Raw genomic sequence first — 17,178 nt, 5'->3', positions numbered from 1 at the left:
TGGATTTTTTGTTAACTGCCTGAGGCAACCATTAATGATGGTCGTCGCCACGCAGGTAAATGACCCAGTATGTCAACCCAACCAGTAAACCCCCACCGATAATGTTCCCGATTGTTACGGGGATCAGGTTATCAGTTATGAAGTTCATCACTGTCAGGTGAGAAAAACTATCTGGAGTGGAACCGATCGCGGTCCAGAACTCCGGCGCTGCAAAATGACGAATCACGATACCCAGCGGGATCAAAAACATATTTGCAATACTGTGCTCGAAGCCGCTGGCGACAAACATGCCAACGGGCAGAACCATGATAAATGCTTTGTCCATCAAACTACGGCCGGAGTAACTCATCCATACCGCCAGACAGACCATCAGGTTTGCCAGGATCCCAAGGGCCACGGCTTCAACAAACGTGTGATGCATTTTATGATCGGCGGTTTGCAGGAGGTTCAATCCCCAGCCACCGTTTGCGACCATATATTCACCAGATAACCACATCAACAGTACGAATAATAGCGCACCAATCAGGTTGCCGACATAAACGTTTACCCAGTTACGGGCAAGCTGGCCCCAGGTAATGCGTCCGCTGGCTTTCGCCACAACAATCAGAACAGTTGACGTAAACAGGTCAGCGCCGCAGACGACGCAGAGGATCAGCCCGAGTGAGAAACATATGCCACCAATCAGTTTGGCGATCCCGAAGGGAACTCCCGCGGTGCCAGTAGTAGCAGTGATGTAAAACACAAAAGCGATGGAGATAAATACGCCCGCTGTGATCGCCAGATAGAAGGTGGTCAGCGGATGTTTCGTTGCTTTATAGACACCGGCTTCTTCGGCAACTTTCGCCATAGCAGCTGGTAGCAATAGATCAAAAGGGTTGTCAGCTTTCACACTAACTCTCTCTTTATTAAGTCGGCGACGAGATACTAACAAAGCATTATAGAAGAGAAATTGATATGGATCATATCTCGCCTGGCTTATAGGCCCGTAAAGCGCATGGTTTTTCAGCTAATACGGAGTAACTTGTTGATTATCCAAATAAAAATAAAGTTTAAAGTTTATAAAAAGTGTTGAAATATTTTATGTTGGCTCCCGATGAACAGTTAATTAATATGGAGTAATTACCTCAAAAAGTAACAATTTAACATGGGTGAACATAATTATATTCACCCACAGTTAACTTAATTATTACAATTGATGTGTATGACAAAATAATAAAAAAAAGGGCGATCAAATCGCCCCGTAATATAGCCTGAACCTGGGCATACGCCTACAGGTTGTGATGTTATTTGCGCTTATTTTGACCAGTACGCCGCTTTCGCGCGCTGCAATTTCTCATACGCTTGCAGCAATGACTGATGCGCCGGGAAGGCGGTCAGCGTGCCATCAGCGGCCTGCAAGCCATAGAACGGTGCTTCACCGCTCATTGCCGCACTGGCGGCTTCTACGGCCTCGGCACCGTACATACGCACAAAAGCGTGCAGATACTGTAACGGCTCGCGCTCTTCTTCCTGCGCCAGCAGCAGCAACGTCTGCAGACAGCGGTAGTAGTTGGCACGCTCAGGGGTAAAGATCGAGGCGTTAAACTCCATTGTCCATTCCGTCCAGATCAGCGCCTGCTCAATGTCGCCACCCGCCAGCGCCAGCATCGCTTTCAGCTCACCGATACGCAGTGTGTACCAGCCGTTGTCTTTTCCGGTAGCAATGCCCAGCAGTTCGCGCACGCGGGTAAAATCGTCATGGCCTTCTTCATCCAGCTGGGCGATGAGATTCAGATAATCCTCTTTTCCCCATGCACTGCCCGGTAGTGCCAGCAGAGTTTCACGCAGGTGCGCGCCCATGCTGTTATTCGCCAGCCAGAGATCTTCTGCCGGATAAATATCGGACATCCCCGGTACGATGATGCGGCAGGCATACACGCTCAGGTGCTCGTAGTCGGCGATATACACTTCTTTATCTTCCGCCTTAAAGATTGCCATCAGCGTGGCAAACTCTTCTTCGGTGGTGCCGGCAAAGCTCCAGTCCACGAACGGATAATCCGCGTCCTGCTTGAACATATCCCACGAGATCAGACCGCTGGAATCAATAAAGTGCGTTTCGAGGTTCGCATGTTCAGCCACTTCTTCATCATCGAAGGTCGGCGGGGTGAAGACATCGAGATCCTTCAGGCCACGGCCCTGTAACAGTTCGGTCACGGTACGCTCCAGGGCGACACCAAAGTCCGGATGCGCGCCGAAAGAGGCGAAGCAGGTGCCGTTAGCCGGGTTAAACAGTACCACGCAGATCACCGGGTATTTACCGCCCAGCGAGGCGTCATAGGCAAAGATCGGGAAACCTTCTGCTTCCAGCGTTTCAATAGATGCCACTACGCCCGGATAGCGTGCCAGCACCTCAGCCGGAATTTCCGGCAGGCTGATACTTTCCGCAATAATGCGGTTCTTGATATGACGCTCAAACACCTCGGACAGACCCTGTACGCGCGCTTCATTCGCAGTGTTACCGGCGGACATGCCGTTAGAAACGTACAGATTGCCGACGATGTTCATCGGAATATAAACCGTCTGTTGATCGGACTGACGGGTGAACGGCAGACCGCAGATACCGCGTTCTTCATTACCGGACTGCAAATCGATCAGCATGCTGGCCGTCAGTTCGTTTTCCGGATCGTAGAAGGCACGCAGACGGGTATCAAGAATGCCTTCCGGCAATTCGTCATCTTCCGGCAGCGGGAACCATTTCTCGTTAGGGTAATGAACGAACGGGCCATTAGCGATAGCATCGCCAAGCCAGAAATCGGCAAAGAAATAGTTGGTGGACAGACGTTCAAAATATTCGCCCAGCGCGGAAGCCAGCGCCGCCTTTTTAGTCGCGCCTTTACCGTTGGTAAAGCACAGTGAGCAGGCTTTATCCCGGATATGCACAGACCAGACGTTCGGAACCGGATTCAGCCAGGACGCTTCTTCAATATCGAAGCCGAGATCGAGCAGTTTTTGCTGGAAGCGAGCGATGGAATCTTCCAGGGCGGCATCTTTGCCGGGGATAAATGTTTGCGTCATTGTCTTCACTTTATTCGTACGGAAAGCGCGCAATGATACGGGTTTTGCGTGACAGGCGCTATCTATGTAGACCGGGCGGCAAAAATAAAACTCCCCACTATGCTTATAAGCAGTAACTTGCTGTTCAGGATGAATAAAATGAAAGCGTTTGATCTTCACCGCATGATGCTCGACAAAGTGCCGATGGAATTTCTGGGCGAAGTGGCACTGCGCAGCCTCTATACCTTTGTGCTGGTTTTCCTGTTTCTTAAACTCACCGGACGACGTGGCGTCAGGCAGATGTCGCTGTTTGAAGTGCTCATTATTTTAACGCTTGGCTCAGCGGCGGGGGACGTAGCGTTTTACGATGACGTCCCCATGCTGCCGGTATTCATCGTTTTTGTTTCGCTGGCGGCGCTCTACCGGCTGGTGATGTGGCTGATGGCGCACAGCGAAAAGCTGGAGGATCTGCTGGAAGGCAAAGCGGTGATTGTCATCGAAGAGGGCGAGCTGGCGTGGGAAAAACTGCAAAAAGAAAACCTTACTGAATTCGAGTTTTTTATGGAGCTGCGCGTTAACGGCGTCGAACAGCTGGGGCAGGTTAAACTGGCGATCATGGAAACCAACGGACAGATCAGCCTTTATTATTATCCTGACGACGAAGTGCGGCCTGGCTTGTGTATTCTGCCGCCGGAATGGAACCCGCGCTTCACTACCATTCCTGATGAAAATGATTACGCCTGTGTGCGTTGTAGCGAAGTGGTCAGGCTGAAAGCAGGTCAGCGGTTACTGTGCCCGCGATGTGCGCATCCTGAATGGTCAAAAGCGAGCCGCGCGCTGCGCATCACCTGACAGCGTTTTTATCCATCAGCAGTCAGCCAGCCCGGACATTGTGCTATGTGATCACGGCCACAATTCCGGGCCGCCCGCCATTACCCGTTGCGACACCCGTCACTGAATGGTAAAACCGATGTCACAGGAATAACTTATTGCTATCAGCGTGGTGAGGGGAAATGGCTCAGGTCTACAATTTTAGTTCAGGTCCGGCGATGTTACCGGCAGAGGTGCTCAAACAGGCGCAACAGGAGTTGTGCGACTGGAACGGTCTTGGCACATCGGTAATGGAAATCAGTCATCGCGGAAAAGAGTTTATTCAGGTTGCTGAAGAGGCAGAACAAGATTTTCGCGATCTGCTGAACATCCCCTCAAACTATAAAGTTTTATTCTGCCACGGCGGTGGTCGCGGTCAGTTCGCCGGTATACCGCTCAATCTGCTCGGCGATAAAACCACGGCTGATTACGTTGATGCCGGTTACTGGGCGGCGAGCGCGGTAAAAGAAGCGAAAAAATACTGTACCCCTAACGTGATTGATGCCAAAACCACCGTTGACGGCCTGCGCGCGGTGAAGCCAATGCGCGACTGGCAGCTCTCTGACAATGCCGCCTATCTGCACTACTGCCCGAACGAAACCATCGACGGTATCGCCATTCACGAAACGCCGGATTTTGGTAGTGATGTGGTGGTAACGGCGGATTTATCCTCGACCATTCTCTCCACGCCGCTTGATGTGAGCCGCTTTGGTGTGATCTACGCCGGTGCGCAAAAAAATATCGGCCCGGCCGGGCTGACGCTGGTGATCGTGCGTGACGATCTGCTGGGCAAAGCGCACGTCGCCTGCCCTTCGATTCTCGATTACACCGTATTAAACGACAACGATTCTATGTTTAACACCCCGCCGACCTTTGCCTGGTATCTGTCAGGTCTTGTCTTCAAATGGCTGAAAAAGAACGGCGGCGTAACGGCCATGGATCGTCTCAATCAGCAAAAAGCCAGCCTGCTGTACGGCGTGATCGACAACAGCGACTTCTACCGTAATGACGTTGCCGTCGCTAACCGCTCGCGCATGAACGTGCCGTTCCAACTGGCCGACAGCCAGCTTGATAAACTGTTCCTCGACGAGTCGTTTGCCGCGGGTCTGCACGCGCTGAAAGGCCACAGGGTTGTCGGCGGTATGCGTGCCTCGATCTATAACGCGATGCCGCTGGAGGGCGTGCAGGCGCTGACCGATTTCATGACGGACTTCGAACGCCGCCACGGTTAATCGCGCTTCCCACCGCTACCCCCGCAGCCGGTCTGCGGGGTTTTTATTCAGTTTTGTTGAGAGTTAAGCTTCATGGAATCCCTGACGTTACAACCCATCGCGCGTGTTAATGGCACCATTAATCTGCCTGGTTCAAAAAGTGTCTCCAACCGTGCGTTGCTGCTGGCAGCGCTGGCGCGCGGCACCACTGTTCTGACCAACCTGTTGGACAGCGATGACGTTCGCCATATGCTGAATGCCCTGAGTGCGTTGGGTGTGCAGTACACGCTTTCCGACGACCGCACCCGCTGTGAAGTGACCGGCGCGGGTGGCCCGTTACGTTCGGCTGAAAAGCTGGAGCTATTTTTAGGTAACGCCGGTACGGCGATGCGTCCGCTGGCGGCGGCCCTTTGTCTGGGCGACAACGACCTGGTGCTGACCGGCGAGCCGCGAATGAAAGAGCGTCCGATCGGCCATCTGGTTGACGCGCTGCGTCAGGGGGGCGCGCATATCGATTATCTGGAGCAGGAAAACTATCCTCCGCTGCGTTTACGTGGCGGCTTCACCGGCGGAGAGATTGACGTCGACGGCAGCGTGTCCAGCCAGTTTCTAACGGCACTGCTGATGACTGCGCCGCTGGCCGCGCAGGACACTCTTATCACCATCAAAGGCGATCTGGTGTCGAAGCCTTACATCGACATCACGTTGCATCTGATGAAAACCTTTGGCGTAGCGGTAGAAAATCAGAATTACCAGCGGTTTGTTGTGCGTGGCGCGCAGCACTACCAGTCGCCAGGGCATTACCTGGTGGAAGGCGATGCGTCTTCTGCTTCTTATTTCCTTGCGGCGGGCGCAATAAAAGGTGGCACGGTAAAAGTTACCGGTATTGGCCGCAATAGCGTACAGGGTGATATTCGTTTTGCAGACGTGCTGGAAAAAATGGGCGCGCACGTGGAGTGGGGCGATGACTATATTGCCTGTACGCATGGCGAGCTGAATGCGGTGGATATGGATATGAACCACATCCCCGATGCGGCAATGACGATTGCTACGGCAGCATTATTTGCCCGTGGCACCACGACGCTACGCAACATCTATAACTGGCGCGTCAAAGAGACCGACCGTCTGTTTGCGATGGCAACCGAGCTGCGCAAAGTGGGTGCCGAGGTGGTTGAGGGCGAAGATTTTATCCGCATCACCCCGCCGGCCTCGCTCACCGCGGCTGAGATCGGCACCTATAACGATCACCGTATGGCCATGTGCTTCTCGCTGGTGGCGCTGTCCGACACGCCGGTCACTATTCTTGATCCGAAATGTACGGCGAAAACGTTCCCGGATTATTTCGACCAACTGGCACGCATCAGCACGCTGGCGTAAGCGGCGACACGGCAGGTCTCGTGGCTAAAAAGTAAAAAATTGTCTCTTTCCGGGCCGACTTCCTGTCGGCCCTCTATACTTGCGCCATTCTTCTCCACACCTTGATGACCTTTGTCGTTATTTTCACGTGAGGGTAACGGTCATCCGCGTTGCAGCGTATAATGCGCGGCGTTCACGTTAACGGTATGCCTTTATTAAGGAGAAAAAGATGACGGCAATTGCCCCGGTAATCACCATTGATGGGCCAAGCGGCGCAGGTAAAGGTACGCTGTGCAAAGCGATGGCGGAAACATTGCAATGGCATCTGCTGGATTCAGGCGCAATCTATCGTGTGCTGGCATTGGCGGCATTACATCACCACGTTGATGTGACATCGGAAGATGTTCTGGTCCCGCTGGCGGCGCACCTTGACGTGCGTTTTGTCTCGACCGACGGAAACCTGGAAGTGATTCTGGAAGGTGAAGACGTGAGTGGCGAGATCCGTACACAGGAAGTTGCCAGCGCCGCCTCGCAAATCGCCGCGTTCCCACGTGTGCGTGAAGCCCTGCTGCGTCGTCAGCGCGCGTTCCGCGATGCGCCAGGCCTTATCGCCGATGGCCGCGACATGGGCACGGTGGTTTTCCCCGACGCGCCAGTGAAGATTTTCCTCGACGCTTCCTCGGAAGAACGTGCGCATCGCCGTATGCTACAGTTGCAGGAGAATGGCTTTAGTGTTAACTTTGAACGCCTTTTGGCCGAGATAAAGGAACGCGACGATCGCGACCGTAACCGGCCAGTGGCGCCGTTAGTGCCGGCTGCTGATGCATTAGTTCTGGATTCGACCAGTTTAAGCATTGAGCAAGTGATTGAAAAAGCGCTACAATACGCCCGCGAAAAGCTGGCGCTCGCTTAATTAGCGACCAAATTCCGAAGTACCTGCTGCAATGGATTGTGAGCAGGCATGTTAAACAACCCCATTCGGCATGAAGCCAGATGGACGTTAAATTGAAGAATCCTGAAGATTATCAATATGACAGAATCTTTTGCTCAACTATTTGAAGAATCCTTAAAAACAATCGAAACCCGTCCGGGTTCCATCGTTCGTGGTGTTGTTGTTGCTATCGATAAAGATATCGTACTGGTTGATGCCGGTCTGAAATCTGAGTCCGCCATCCCGGCTGAGCAGTTCAAGAACGCCCAGGGCGAACTGGAAATTCAGGTTGGTGACGAAGTTGACGTTGCGCTGGACGCAGTCGAAGACGGCTTCGGTGAAACTCTGCTGTCCCGTGAGAAAGCTAAACGTCATGAAGCTTGGATCACGCTGGAAAAAGCATACGAAGACGCTGAAACTGTTGTTGGTGTTATCAACGGCAAAGTTAAAGGTGGCTTCACTGTTGAGCTGAACGGTATTCGTGCGTTCCTGCCGGGTTCCCTGGTAGACGTGCGTCCGGTTCGCGATACTCTGCACCTCGAAGGCAAAGAGCTCGAGTTCAAAGTTATCAAGCTTGATCAGAAACGCAACAACGTGGTTGTTTCCCGTCGTGCGGTTATCGAGTCTGAGAACAGCGCTGAGCGCGATCAGCTGCTTGAAAACCTGCAAGAAGGCATGGAAGTTAAAGGTATCGTTAAGAACCTCACTGACTACGGTGCATTCGTTGATCTGGGTGGCGTTGACGGCCTGCTGCACATCACTGACATGGCATGGAAACGCGTTAAGCATCCGAGCGAAATCGTAAACGTTGGCGACGAAATCACTGTTAAAGTGCTGAAGTTCGACCGCGAGCGTACTCGTGTATCTCTGGGCCTGAAACAGCTGGGCGAAGATCCGTGGGTTGCTATCGCTAAGCGTTATCCGGAAGGTACCAAACTGACTGGTCGCGTGACCAACCTGACCGACTACGGCTGCTTCGTTGAAATCGAAGAAGGCGTTGAAGGCCTGGTTCACGTTTCCGAAATGGATTGGACCAACAAAAACATCCACCCGTCCAAAGTTGTTAACGTTGGCGATGTAGTGGAAGTTATGGTTCTGGATATCGACGAAGAACGTCGTCGTATCTCCCTGGGTCTGAAGCAGTGTAAATCTAACCCATGGCAGCTGTTTGCTGAGACGCACAACAAAGGCGACCGTGTTGAAGGTAAAATCAAGTCTATCACTGACTTCGGTATCTTCATCGGCCTGGACGGCGGCATCGACGGCCTGGTTCACCTGTCTGACATCTCCTGGAACGTTACAGGCGAAGAAGCAGTTCGTGAATACAAAAAAGGCGACGAAATCGCTGCAGTTGTTCTGCAGGTTGACGCAGAGCGTGAGCGTATCTCCCTGGGCGTTAAACAGCTCGCGGAAGATCCGTTCAACAACTACGTTGCTCTGAACAAGAAAGGCGCAATCGTAAACGGTAAAGTCACTGCAGTTGACGCTAAAGGCGCAACCGTAGAACTGGCTGACGGCGTTGAAGGTTACCTGCGCGCTTCTGAAGCGTCCCGTGACCGCGTTGAAGATGCAACTCTGGTTCTGAACGTAGGCGATGACGTTGAAGCTAAATTCACCGGCGTTGACCGTAAGAACCGCGTAGTTAGCCTGTCTGTTCGTGCGAAAGACGAAGCTGACGAGAAAGATGCAATCGCTACTGTTAACAACAAACAGGAAGAAAGCAACTTCTCTAGCGCGATGGCTGAAGCGTTCAAAGCAGCTAAAGGCGAGTAATCAGGTACTCAATATCATTTGTGCTGTAACCGCATGAAGGATGATGAGTAGCTTGACAGATTGCAGGATTCGTCCTGTAATCAATAACAAAGGGCGGCTACGGCCGCCCTTGTTTAATATGCTGTTAGCTAATTTTCCTTTTTAAGGAAACCGGAGGAATCATGACCAAGTCAGAATTGATCGAAAGACTTGCCACCCAGCAATCGCACATCCCGGCAAAAGCTGTTGAAGATGCGGTGAAAGAGATGCTGGAGCATATGGCCTCGACTCTTGCACAGGGCGAGCGCATTGAGATCCGCGGTTTCGGCAGTTTCTCTCTGCACTATCGTGCACCCCGCACCGGACGTAACCCGAAGACAGGCGACAAAGTGGATCTGGAAGGCAAATATGTCCCGCACTTTAAGCCAGGTAAAGAATTACGTGACCGCGCCAACATTTATGAAAATTAAGTTTCGCTGCTGTTAAAGCCTGAACTTAATGAACGAGAAAAGCACCCGCTGAGGTGCTTTTTTCATATCTGCCTGATGGCTTCTGAAGCCGCCTCGCATTTTTGCAGTAGCGTTGCTGCAAACCGCTAAAACCTCTCCTGCCTGCACCGTAAATCCACAAACTTCTGCCCGACATCTTATGCCTTTTTATGCACACTACCTGTAACAAGGAGGTGGGGATGCATCTGCCAGGAATTGCACTTTGTCTTTTGACGGCCATGGCACCCTTACTGTGGTTGCCCCGATTGCCAGGTTTGATGACCGTCATTGTTATCATCGTTGCCGGTTGTGTAGCAGGCTGCTGTCGCGATCGCCGTTTAGCTTATACCGGCTTATGGTTACTGTTTATGGCGTGGGGCATGCTCGCGGCGAAAGAAGCTGTCTGGCCGACACAGCATCTGCCAGGGCGCATTCAGCAGGCGCAGATACGGTTGATCGAAACCGACAATATCACCACCCACCGGGGCGTCATTGAACAGCTGAACGGAAAACGTCTCTGGCCCGCGCCCGGTATCACGCTTTACGGTGAATACCTGCCGCAGCCCGCCTGTGCCGGTCAATTATGGGAGATGGAACTTAAGATACGCCCGGTTCACGGCCAGCTTAATGACGGCGGATTTGATACCCAACGCTATTCTCTTGCGACACATCAGCCGCTTACCGGTCGTTTCTCCCGGGCGAGCGTGATTCATGCCCGCTGTAGTCTGCGGGCTGAGTATCTGGCGTCCCTTAGCGACATGCTTGAAAACCTGCGCTGGCGATCGGTATTGCTGGCTTTAGGCATGGGGGAGAGAACGATTCTGGATGCGCAAGTAAAAGCCGTCATGCGCCAGACCGGTACCGCACATCTGATGGCCATATCCGGACTGCATATTGCCCTTGCCGCCACGCTGGGCTGGCTGCTGGCGCGGGGGGTACAATTCTGGCTGCCGGGACGCTGGATCAACTGGCGCGCGCCGCTGCTGGTGGGACTCTTCTGCGCCACTGGTTATGCATGGTTGACCGGTTTGCAACCGCCAGCTTTACGTACGGTAGTATCGTTGGGAGTACTGGTAGCGCTGCGACTTTCAGGCCGCCAGTGGTCGGCATGGCAGGTCTGGCTCTGTTGTATCGCAGCGATCCTTTTTATCGATCCGATTGCCGTGCTGTCACAAAGCCTGTGGCTGTCGGCGTTCGCGGTAGCGGCGTTGATCTTCTGGTATCAATGGCTTCCGCTGCCGGTATTACGCGGCGGAAAGATGCTGAGCGCTGCGATAAGCCTTATCTATCTGCAAACCGGCATGATGATGTTGTTGCTGCCTTTACAGGTAGCGCTGTTCCACGGTATCAGCCTGACATCAATTATTGCCAATCTGGTGGCGGTTCCGCTGGTGACATTCGTCAGCGTTCCGCTGATCCTCGCGGCCATGCTACTGCATCTGACGGCGTTTAACGCCCTGGAAGGGTGGATCTGGGCGCGAGCCGATGACACGCTAGCGCTGCTGTTCGGGTTTTTGAACGCCTTACCCGAAGGCTGGTATAACATTGACTGGCGCTGGCAGTGGCTGGTCTTTGCGCCATGGCTGCTGATTGTTATCTGGCGTCTTGGGCTGTGGAAAACCGCTCCGTTTCTTTGTACCGCGACCGGCATGCTGCTGGCGCAACCGTTGTGGAAAAGCACGCCACGGGATAACTGGTCAGTTTACATGCTGGATGTCGGACAGGGGCTGGCGATGGTTATTGCCCGACATGATAAGGCCATTCTCTACGACACCGGTCTGGCATGGCCTGGGGGTGACAGCGCCCAACAGTTGATTGTGCCGTGGTTACGCTGGCACCATCTCAAACCGGAAGGCATTATCCTTAGCCATGAGCATCTTGATCACCGGGGCGGGCTGAACACCCTGCACGAAACGTGGCCCGAGATATGGATCCGCAGCCCGCTGGACGAGGCGGGGCATCTGCCATGCTTTCGCGGCGAGCGCTGGCAGTGGCAAGGGCTGACGTTCAGCGTTCACTGGCCTTTGTCGGGAACCTCATCCCACGGAAATAATCGTTCCTGCGTGGTAAAAGTGGACGATGGCAAAAACAGCATTTTGCTCACCGGCGACATTGAAGCTTCCGCAGAGCAATCTATGCTTAGCCATTACTGGCAGCATCTGCAGGCGACAATTATTCAGGTGCCACATCACGGCAGCAGTACCTCTTCCTCGCTGCCGTTGTTACAACGGGCAGGAGGGCATGCGGCACTGGCTTCCGCCTCACGCTTTAATGCCTGGCGACTGCCCTCTGAAAAGGTAATTCGTCGTTACAGGCATCAGGGATATGAATGGTTCGATACCCCTCATCAGGGGCAGATAAGCATCCATTTTTCCGCAGAAGGATGGGAAATCTTAGGCTTACGGGATCAACTTTTCCCGCGTTGGTATCATCAGTGGTTTGGCGTCCCAGTAGATAACAGGTAGAATATGCGGCTATTTCAACAAGTGCTGGTTTTTTGAATGCATAACGACAAAGATCTCTCCACGTGGCAAACATTCCGCCGTCTCTGGCCAATGATTGCACCTTTCAAAACGGGGCTGCTCGTGGCGGGTGTAGCGTTAATCCTCAACGCAGCCAGCGATACCTTTATGCTATCGCTCCTCAAACCTTTACTGGACGAAGGCTTTGGTAAAACAGATCGCTCGGTGCTGCTGTGGATGCCGCTGGTGGTCATTGGACTGATGATCGTACGCGGACTCACCAGTTATGTGTCGAGTTACTGTATTTCCTGGGTGTCAGGCAAAGTAGTAATGACCATGCGTCGCCGTTTGTTCGGCCACATGATGGGGATGCCGGTTGCCTTCTTTGATAAGCAGTCTACCGGGACGCTGCTGTCTCGTATTACTTATGACTCTGAACAGGTTGCCTCCTCTTCTTCCGGGGCGCTGATTACCGTTGTACGTGAAGGCGCATCAATTATCGGCCTGTTTGTGCTGATGTTTTATTACAGCTGGCAGCTGTCCATCATTTTGATCGTGCTGGCACCGGTTGTTTCCATTGCGATCCGCGTCGTGTCAAAGCGTTTTCGTAATATCAGTAAGAACATGCAGAACACTATGGGGCAGGTTACCACCAGCGCTGAACAGATGCTGAAAGGGCATAAAGAAGTGCTGATTTTTGGTGGTCAGGACGTGGAAGCCAAACGCTTCGATAAGGTCAGCAACAAGATGCGTCTGCAGGGCATGAAAATGGTCTCTGCCTCGTCAATTTCAGATCCGATTATTCAGCTCATCGCCTCACTGGCGCTGGCATTTGTGCTTTATGCAGCCAGCTTCCCGAGCGTCATGGAAACCCTCACGGCCGGTACCATCACCGTGGTGTTTTCCTCCATGATCGCCCTGATGCGTCCGTTGAAATCCCTGACCAACGTCAACGCCCAGTTCCAGCGCGGCATGGCCGCCTGCCAGACGCTGTTCTCTATTCTCGATAGCGAGCAGGAAAAAGATGAAGGTACGCGCCAGATCGAACGCGCGAAAGGCGACATTGAATTCCGTAACGTCACTTTCACCTATCCGGGCCGCGAAACCCCTGCGCTGCGTAATATCAACCTGACTATTCCGGCAGGTAAAACTGTGGCACTGGTAGGGCGTTCCGGGTCGGGTAAATCGACCATGGCAAGTATGCTCACCCGTTTTTACGACATCGATGAAGGGGAGATTCTGCTCGACGGACACGATCTGCGCGAATACACCCTGGCCTCGCTGCGTAATCAGGTGGCGCTGGTCTCGCAGAACGTCCATCTCTTCAACGACACTGTGGCAAACAATATTGCCTATGCGCGTACCGAAGAATACAGCCGTGAGCAGATTGAAAACGCCGCTCGCATGGCCTATGCGCTGGACTTTATCAATAAGATGGATAACGGTCTGGATACCATCATTGGTGAAAATGGCGTCCTGCTTTCAGGCGGCCAGCGTCAGCGTATCGCCATCGCCCGAGCCCTGCTGCGCGACAGCCCGGTTCTTATCCTTGATGAAGCGACATCGGCACTGGATACCGAATCTGAGCGTGCGATCCAGGCGGCGCTCGATGAACTGCAGAAAAACCGCACCTCAATGGTTATCGCGCACCGCCTCTCGACTATCGAAAAGGCGGATGAAATTGTGGTGGTGGAAGACGGGCGTATTGTGGAGCGCGGCAGCCATGCCGATTTGCTTGCCCAGCGCGGCGTCTATGCTCAGCTTCATAAGATGCAGTTTGGCGAATGATTGCCCGCCTTTGGTCAGGTGAGTCGCCGCTATGGCGACTGTTGCTGCCGCTCTCCTGGCTGTATGGCCTGGTGAGCGGTGCCATCCGCCTGATCTATCGTACAGGGCTGAAAAAATCCTGGCGCGCACCTGTGCCGGTGGTGGTGGTGGGAAACCTTACCGCTGGCGGCAATGGCAAGACGCCGGTGGTGATTTGGCTGGTCGAGCAACTGCAACAGCGGGGCGTGCGCGTGGGTGTCGTCTCGCGCGGTTACGGCGGAAAAGCCGCCCACTATCCGCTGCTGCTGACCCCGGAAACCAGGACACAGGAAGCGGGCGATGAGCCGGTGTTGATTTTCCAGCGCACCGGCGCGCCAGTCGCCGTATCCCCGGTGCGATCCGATGCGGTACAGGCGATCCTCGCCCGTTATCCGGTGCAGCTGATCGTCACTGACGATGGATTACAGCACTATCGCCTCGCCAGAGATAAAGAGATTGTGGTGATCGACGGTGTGCGTCGTTTTGGCAACGGCTGGTGGCTGCCAGCCGGGCCAATGCGCGAGCGGGCATCGAGGCTGCGCAGTGTGGATGCAGTGATCGTCAACGGCGGTGAAGCACGAGAGGGCGAAATTCCGATGCGCCTGCAGCCCGGCCAGGCGATTAACCTGAAAAGCGGTGAGCGTCGGGACGTGCGCGATTTGCCGCATATTGTCGCCATGGCGGGCATCGGCCATCCGCCGCGTTTCTTTGCCACCCTTGTCGATTGCGGCGTTGAGCCTGAAAAACGTATTGCGCTTGCCGATCACCAGGCGCTGAGCCATGCTCAGGTCAGTGCTTTTACTACACCCGGTCAGACGCTGGTGATGACCGAAAAAGACGCGGTGAAGTGTCGTGCATTTGCTGAAGATCACTGGTGGTATCTGCCGGTAGATGCACAGTTGTCAGGCGAGATGCCTGAACATCTTCTCCGGGAACTGCTTACGCTGGCGCAGAAAGGTCAGGCCTGAACCGGACGCGCTGCTTACCTCAGGGATCCTCATGTCCGTTGCGCACCTTTCGCTGTCTGCCGCCCGCCGTTTGCATCTCGCCGCGCAGGGCCTGCTGAAAAAACCGCGCCGCCGCGCCCGTCCCTCTGACATTCTCCCCACCATTCGGCAGATGTCTCTGCTGCAAATTGACACCATTAACATCGTAGCGCGCAGCCCGTATCTGGTGCTGTTCAGCCGTCTCGGCACCTATCCGCAGCACTGGCTGGATGATGCCTTACGTGCGGGTGAGCTCATGGAGTACTGGGCCCACGAAGCGTGTTTTCTGCCGCGTAGCGATTTTTCGCTGGTGCGCCATCGCATGCTCGACCCAGAAAATATGGGCTGGAAATACCGTTCCGCCTGGATGGAGGAGCATGCGCAGGAGATCGAACAGCTGTTGCAGCAGATTCAGGAAAATGGCCCGGTACGCTCGGCAGATTTTTCCCATCCGCGCACCGGCACCAGCGGCTGGTGGGACTGGAAACCCCATAAACGCCATCTGGAAGGGCTCTACACCGCCGGCAAGGTGATGGTGGTGGAACGACGAAACTTTCAGCGCGTCTACGATCTGACGACGCGGGTAATGCCGGAGTGGGATGACGAACGCGACCTGCTCAGCCAGGCGCAAGTCGAAGCCATCATGCTGGAAAACAGCGCCCGCAGCCTTGGGCTGTTTCGTGCGCAGTGGCTGGCAGACTACTACCGGCTGCGTCAGCCCGCGCTCCCCGCCTTACTGGCCCGCTGGCAGGAAGAACAAAAGATAATCCCTGTAACGGTTGATGAGCTTGGTCCGGCATGGGTGCATGCTTCGCTGGCGCAAGTGCTGGAACAGGCCGCTGCGGGAAAACTGACCGCGACCCACAGCGCCGTGCTGTCACCTTTTGATCCGGTGGTCTGGGATCGCAAGCGAGCAGAACAGTTATTTAACTTCAGCTATCGTCTGGAGTGCTATACCCCCGCGCCTAAACGCCAGTATGGCTACTTTGTCCTGCCGCTGCTGCACGCGGGCCAACTGGTCGGGCGGATGGATGCCAAAATGCACCGTAAAACGGGCGTGCTGGAAATTATCGCGCTTTATCTGGAAGCCGGGATTACGCCGGGCCGTATGCTGGAAAAGGGACTTCGCGGTGCCATTACTGAATTTGCCGCCTGGCAAGGGGCAAGCCGCGTGAGCTTGTCGCGCTGCCCGCCGGGGTTATTCAGCGAGTATCCCGCAGGCTGGGAAATTGACCCGGCCTGAGAAATGTATATGGTAAACTTTTGCAAAACCTTATCTGTTCCATCTGGAGAAACCATGGATCATCGTCTGCTTGAAATCATCGCTTGCCCGGTTTGCACCGGCAAACTCTATTACAGCCAGGAGAAACAGGAACTGGTCTGCAAAATCGATAACCTGGCATTCCCGGTACGTGAAGGCATTCCGGTGCTGCTGGAAAATGAAGCCCGCGCGCTGACAGCTGAAGAGAATCGTCCATGAGTTTTGTCGTCATTATTCCGGCCCGCTACGCATCAACCCGTCTGCCGGGCAAACCGCTGGTAGACATTAATGGCAAGCCGATGGTGGTACACGTGCTGGAGCGCGCCCGCGAATCCGGCGCTGAACGCATTATTGTCGCCACGGATCACGAAGATGTGGCCCGCGCGGTCGAAGCGGTAGGGGGCGAAGTGTGCATGACCCGTGCCGATCACCAGTCCGGTACCGAACGTCTGGCGGAAGTGGTGGAAAAATGCGGTCTGGCTGACGATACCATCATTGTGAATATCCAGGGTGACGAGCCAATGATCCCCCCGGCGATTGTGCGCCAGGTGGCGGATAATCTGGCGCAGCGCGACGTCGGTATGGCGACGCTGGCTGTGCCGATCCACAGCGCAGAAGAAGCCTTTAATCCCAACGCGGTAAAAGTGGTGACGGATGCCGAGGGGTACGCGCTCTATTTCTCCCGCGCTACCATTCCCTGGGATCGCGATCGTTTTGCCCAAAGCAGTGACGCCATCGGCGATACCTTCCTGCGTCATATCGGTATCTACGGTTACCGCGCCGGTTTTATCCGCCGCTATGTCACCTGGCAACCGAGCCAGCTTGAGCAGATCGAAATGCTCGAGCAGCTGCGCGTGCTGTGGTACGGCGAAAAGATCCACGTTGACGTCGCACAGACGGTGCCGGGTACTGGCGTAGATACGCCGGACGATCTGGAACGCGTCCGCGTCGAAATGGCGCAACGCTAAACCCTGCCTCCTGCGTCCAAAGATAAGCGAAAACACAGTTCAGCCTTATCTTTG

Annotated in this window: 14 protein-coding genes; 12 read left to right on the top strand and 2 right to left on the bottom strand. The window is 54.3% G+C overall.

Features of this window, described 5'->3' with window-relative positions; genetic code table 11:
- Nucleotides 1-31: 31 nt before the first annotated feature.
- Both focA and ycaO read right to left on the bottom strand, forming a co-directional pair.
- The gene (gene focA / locus KW828_RS02570) at nt 32-889 is read right to left on the bottom strand and encodes a formate transporter FocA (protein ID WP_218334852.1); all 858 of its coding nucleotides are present in this window, start codon (nt 887-889) and stop codon (nt 32-34) included.
- A 404-nt stretch (nt 890-1,293) separates the two neighbouring features.
- Complete coding sequence (gene ycaO, locus KW828_RS02565) at nt 1,294-3,054, bottom strand: 30S ribosomal protein S12 methylthiotransferase accessory factor YcaO (protein ID WP_218334851.1); 1,761 nt, start codon at nt 3,052-3,054, stop codon at nt 1,294-1,296.
- A 138-nt stretch (nt 3,055-3,192) separates the two neighbouring features.
- On the opposite strand from ycaO, the gene KW828_RS02560 reads away from it, so the two are divergent.
- The 12 genes from KW828_RS02560 (at nt 3,193) to kdsB (ending at nt 17,124) form a co-directional block, all read left to right on the top strand.
- Nucleotides 3,193-3,885: a DUF421 domain-containing protein gene (locus tag KW828_RS02560; protein ID WP_218334850.1), complete on the top strand. Its 693-nt coding sequence runs from the start codon at nt 3,193-3,195 to the stop codon at nt 3,883-3,885.
- Nucleotides 3,886-4,046: 161 nt separating this feature from the next.
- Nucleotides 4,047-5,135 (top strand): 3-phosphoserine/phosphohydroxythreonine transaminase, encoded by a 1,089-nt coding sequence (gene serC / locus KW828_RS02555; RefSeq protein WP_218334849.1) that lies wholly within the window; start codon nt 4,047-4,049, stop codon nt 5,133-5,135.
- Nucleotides 5,136-5,207: 72 nt separating this feature from the next.
- Entirely contained in the window at nt 5,208-6,491 is a 1,284-nt protein-coding gene (gene aroA, locus KW828_RS02550; RefSeq protein WP_218334848.1) for a 3-phosphoshikimate 1-carboxyvinyltransferase, read from the top strand.
- 208 nt (nt 6,492-6,699) lie between these two features.
- Complete coding sequence (cmk, locus tag KW828_RS02545) at nt 6,700-7,383, top strand: (d)CMP kinase (protein WP_088219763.1); 684 nt, start codon at nt 6,700-6,702, stop codon at nt 7,381-7,383.
- A 117-nt stretch (nt 7,384-7,500) separates the two neighbouring features.
- Nucleotides 7,501-9,174, top strand: coding sequence for a 30S ribosomal protein S1 (rpsA, locus tag KW828_RS02540; RefSeq protein WP_088219762.1), 1,674 nt, complete (start codon nt 7,501-7,503; stop codon nt 9,172-9,174).
- Nucleotides 9,175-9,335: 161 nt separating this feature from the next.
- Complete coding sequence (gene ihfB / locus KW828_RS02535) at nt 9,336-9,623, top strand: integration host factor subunit beta (protein WP_072568031.1); 288 nt, start codon at nt 9,336-9,338, stop codon at nt 9,621-9,623.
- A 218-nt stretch (nt 9,624-9,841) separates the two neighbouring features.
- On the top strand, nt 9,842-12,106 hold the full coding sequence (locus tag KW828_RS02530) for a ComEC family protein (RefSeq protein WP_218334847.1): 2,265 nt from the start codon (nt 9,842-9,844) through the stop codon (nt 12,104-12,106).
- Between the two features lie 36 nt (nt 12,107-12,142).
- Complete coding sequence (gene msbA, locus KW828_RS02525; RefSeq protein ID WP_218334846.1) at nt 12,143-13,891, top strand: lipid A ABC transporter ATP-binding protein/permease MsbA; 1,749 nt, start codon at nt 12,143-12,145, stop codon at nt 13,889-13,891.
- Nucleotides 13,888-14,877 (top strand): tetraacyldisaccharide 4'-kinase, encoded by a 990-nt coding sequence (gene lpxK / locus KW828_RS02520; protein ID WP_218334845.1) that lies wholly within the window; start codon nt 13,888-13,890, stop codon nt 14,875-14,877. The genes msbA and lpxK overlap by 4 nt, the downstream gene beginning before the upstream one ends.
- A 31-nt stretch (nt 14,878-14,908) precedes the next feature.
- Nucleotides 14,909-16,138 (top strand): winged helix-turn-helix domain-containing protein, encoded by a 1,230-nt coding sequence (locus KW828_RS02515; RefSeq protein WP_218334844.1) that lies wholly within the window; start codon nt 14,909-14,911, stop codon nt 16,136-16,138.
- Between the two features lie 54 nt (nt 16,139-16,192).
- Entirely contained in the window at nt 16,193-16,375 is a 183-nt protein-coding gene (ycaR, locus tag KW828_RS02510) for a protein YcaR (protein WP_072568036.1), read from the top strand.
- Nucleotides 16,372-17,124: a 3-deoxy-manno-octulosonate cytidylyltransferase gene (kdsB, locus tag KW828_RS02505; RefSeq protein ID WP_218334843.1), complete on the top strand. Its 753-nt coding sequence runs from the start codon at nt 16,372-16,374 to the stop codon at nt 17,122-17,124. The genes ycaR and kdsB overlap by 4 nt, the downstream gene beginning before the upstream one ends.
- Nucleotides 17,125-17,178: the final 54 nt, after the last annotated feature.

It is taken from the genome of Enterobacter sp. ENT03 (genome assembly GCF_019218745.1).
GTDB lineage: Bacteria > Pseudomonadota > Gammaproteobacteria > Enterobacterales > Enterobacteriaceae > Enterobacter_D.
This window is presented reverse-complemented; position numbering and strand designations above follow the sequence as displayed.

What these genes read in the sequence shown, in the direction of transcription:
- ycaO (WP_218334851.1), bottom strand. Translation starts at nt 3,054, where the DNA reads ATGACGCAAACATTTATCCCCGGCAAAGATGCCGCCCTGGAAGATTCC.
- KW828_RS02560 (WP_218334850.1), top strand. Translation starts at nt 3,193, where the DNA reads ATGAAAGCGTTTGATCTTCACCGCATGATGCTCGACAAAGTGCCGATG.
- serC (WP_218334849.1), top strand. Translation starts at nt 4,047, where the DNA reads ATGGCTCAGGTCTACAATTTTAGTTCAGGTCCGGCGATGTTACCGGCA.
- aroA (WP_218334848.1), top strand. Translation starts at nt 5,208, where the DNA reads ATGGAATCCCTGACGTTACAACCCATCGCGCGTGTTAATGGCACCATT.
- cmk (WP_088219763.1), top strand. Translation starts at nt 6,700, where the DNA reads ATGACGGCAATTGCCCCGGTAATCACCATTGATGGGCCAAGCGGCGCA.
- rpsA (WP_088219762.1), top strand. Translation starts at nt 7,501, where the DNA reads ATGACAGAATCTTTTGCTCAACTATTTGAAGAATCCTTAAAAACAATC.
- ihfB (WP_072568031.1), top strand. Translation starts at nt 9,336, where the DNA reads ATGACCAAGTCAGAATTGATCGAAAGACTTGCCACCCAGCAATCGCAC.
- KW828_RS02530 (WP_218334847.1), top strand. Translation starts at nt 9,842, where the DNA reads ATGCATCTGCCAGGAATTGCACTTTGTCTTTTGACGGCCATGGCACCC.
- msbA (WP_218334846.1), top strand. Translation starts at nt 12,143, where the DNA reads ATGCATAACGACAAAGATCTCTCCACGTGGCAAACATTCCGCCGTCTC.
- lpxK (WP_218334845.1), top strand. Translation starts at nt 13,888, where the DNA reads ATGATTGCCCGCCTTTGGTCAGGTGAGTCGCCGCTATGGCGACTGTTG.
- KW828_RS02515 (WP_218334844.1), top strand. Translation starts at nt 14,909, where the DNA reads ATGTCCGTTGCGCACCTTTCGCTGTCTGCCGCCCGCCGTTTGCATCTC.
- ycaR (WP_072568036.1), top strand. Translation starts at nt 16,193, where the DNA reads ATGGATCATCGTCTGCTTGAAATCATCGCTTGCCCGGTTTGCACCGGC.
- kdsB (WP_218334843.1), top strand. Translation starts at nt 16,372, where the DNA reads ATGAGTTTTGTCGTCATTATTCCGGCCCGCTACGCATCAACCCGTCTG.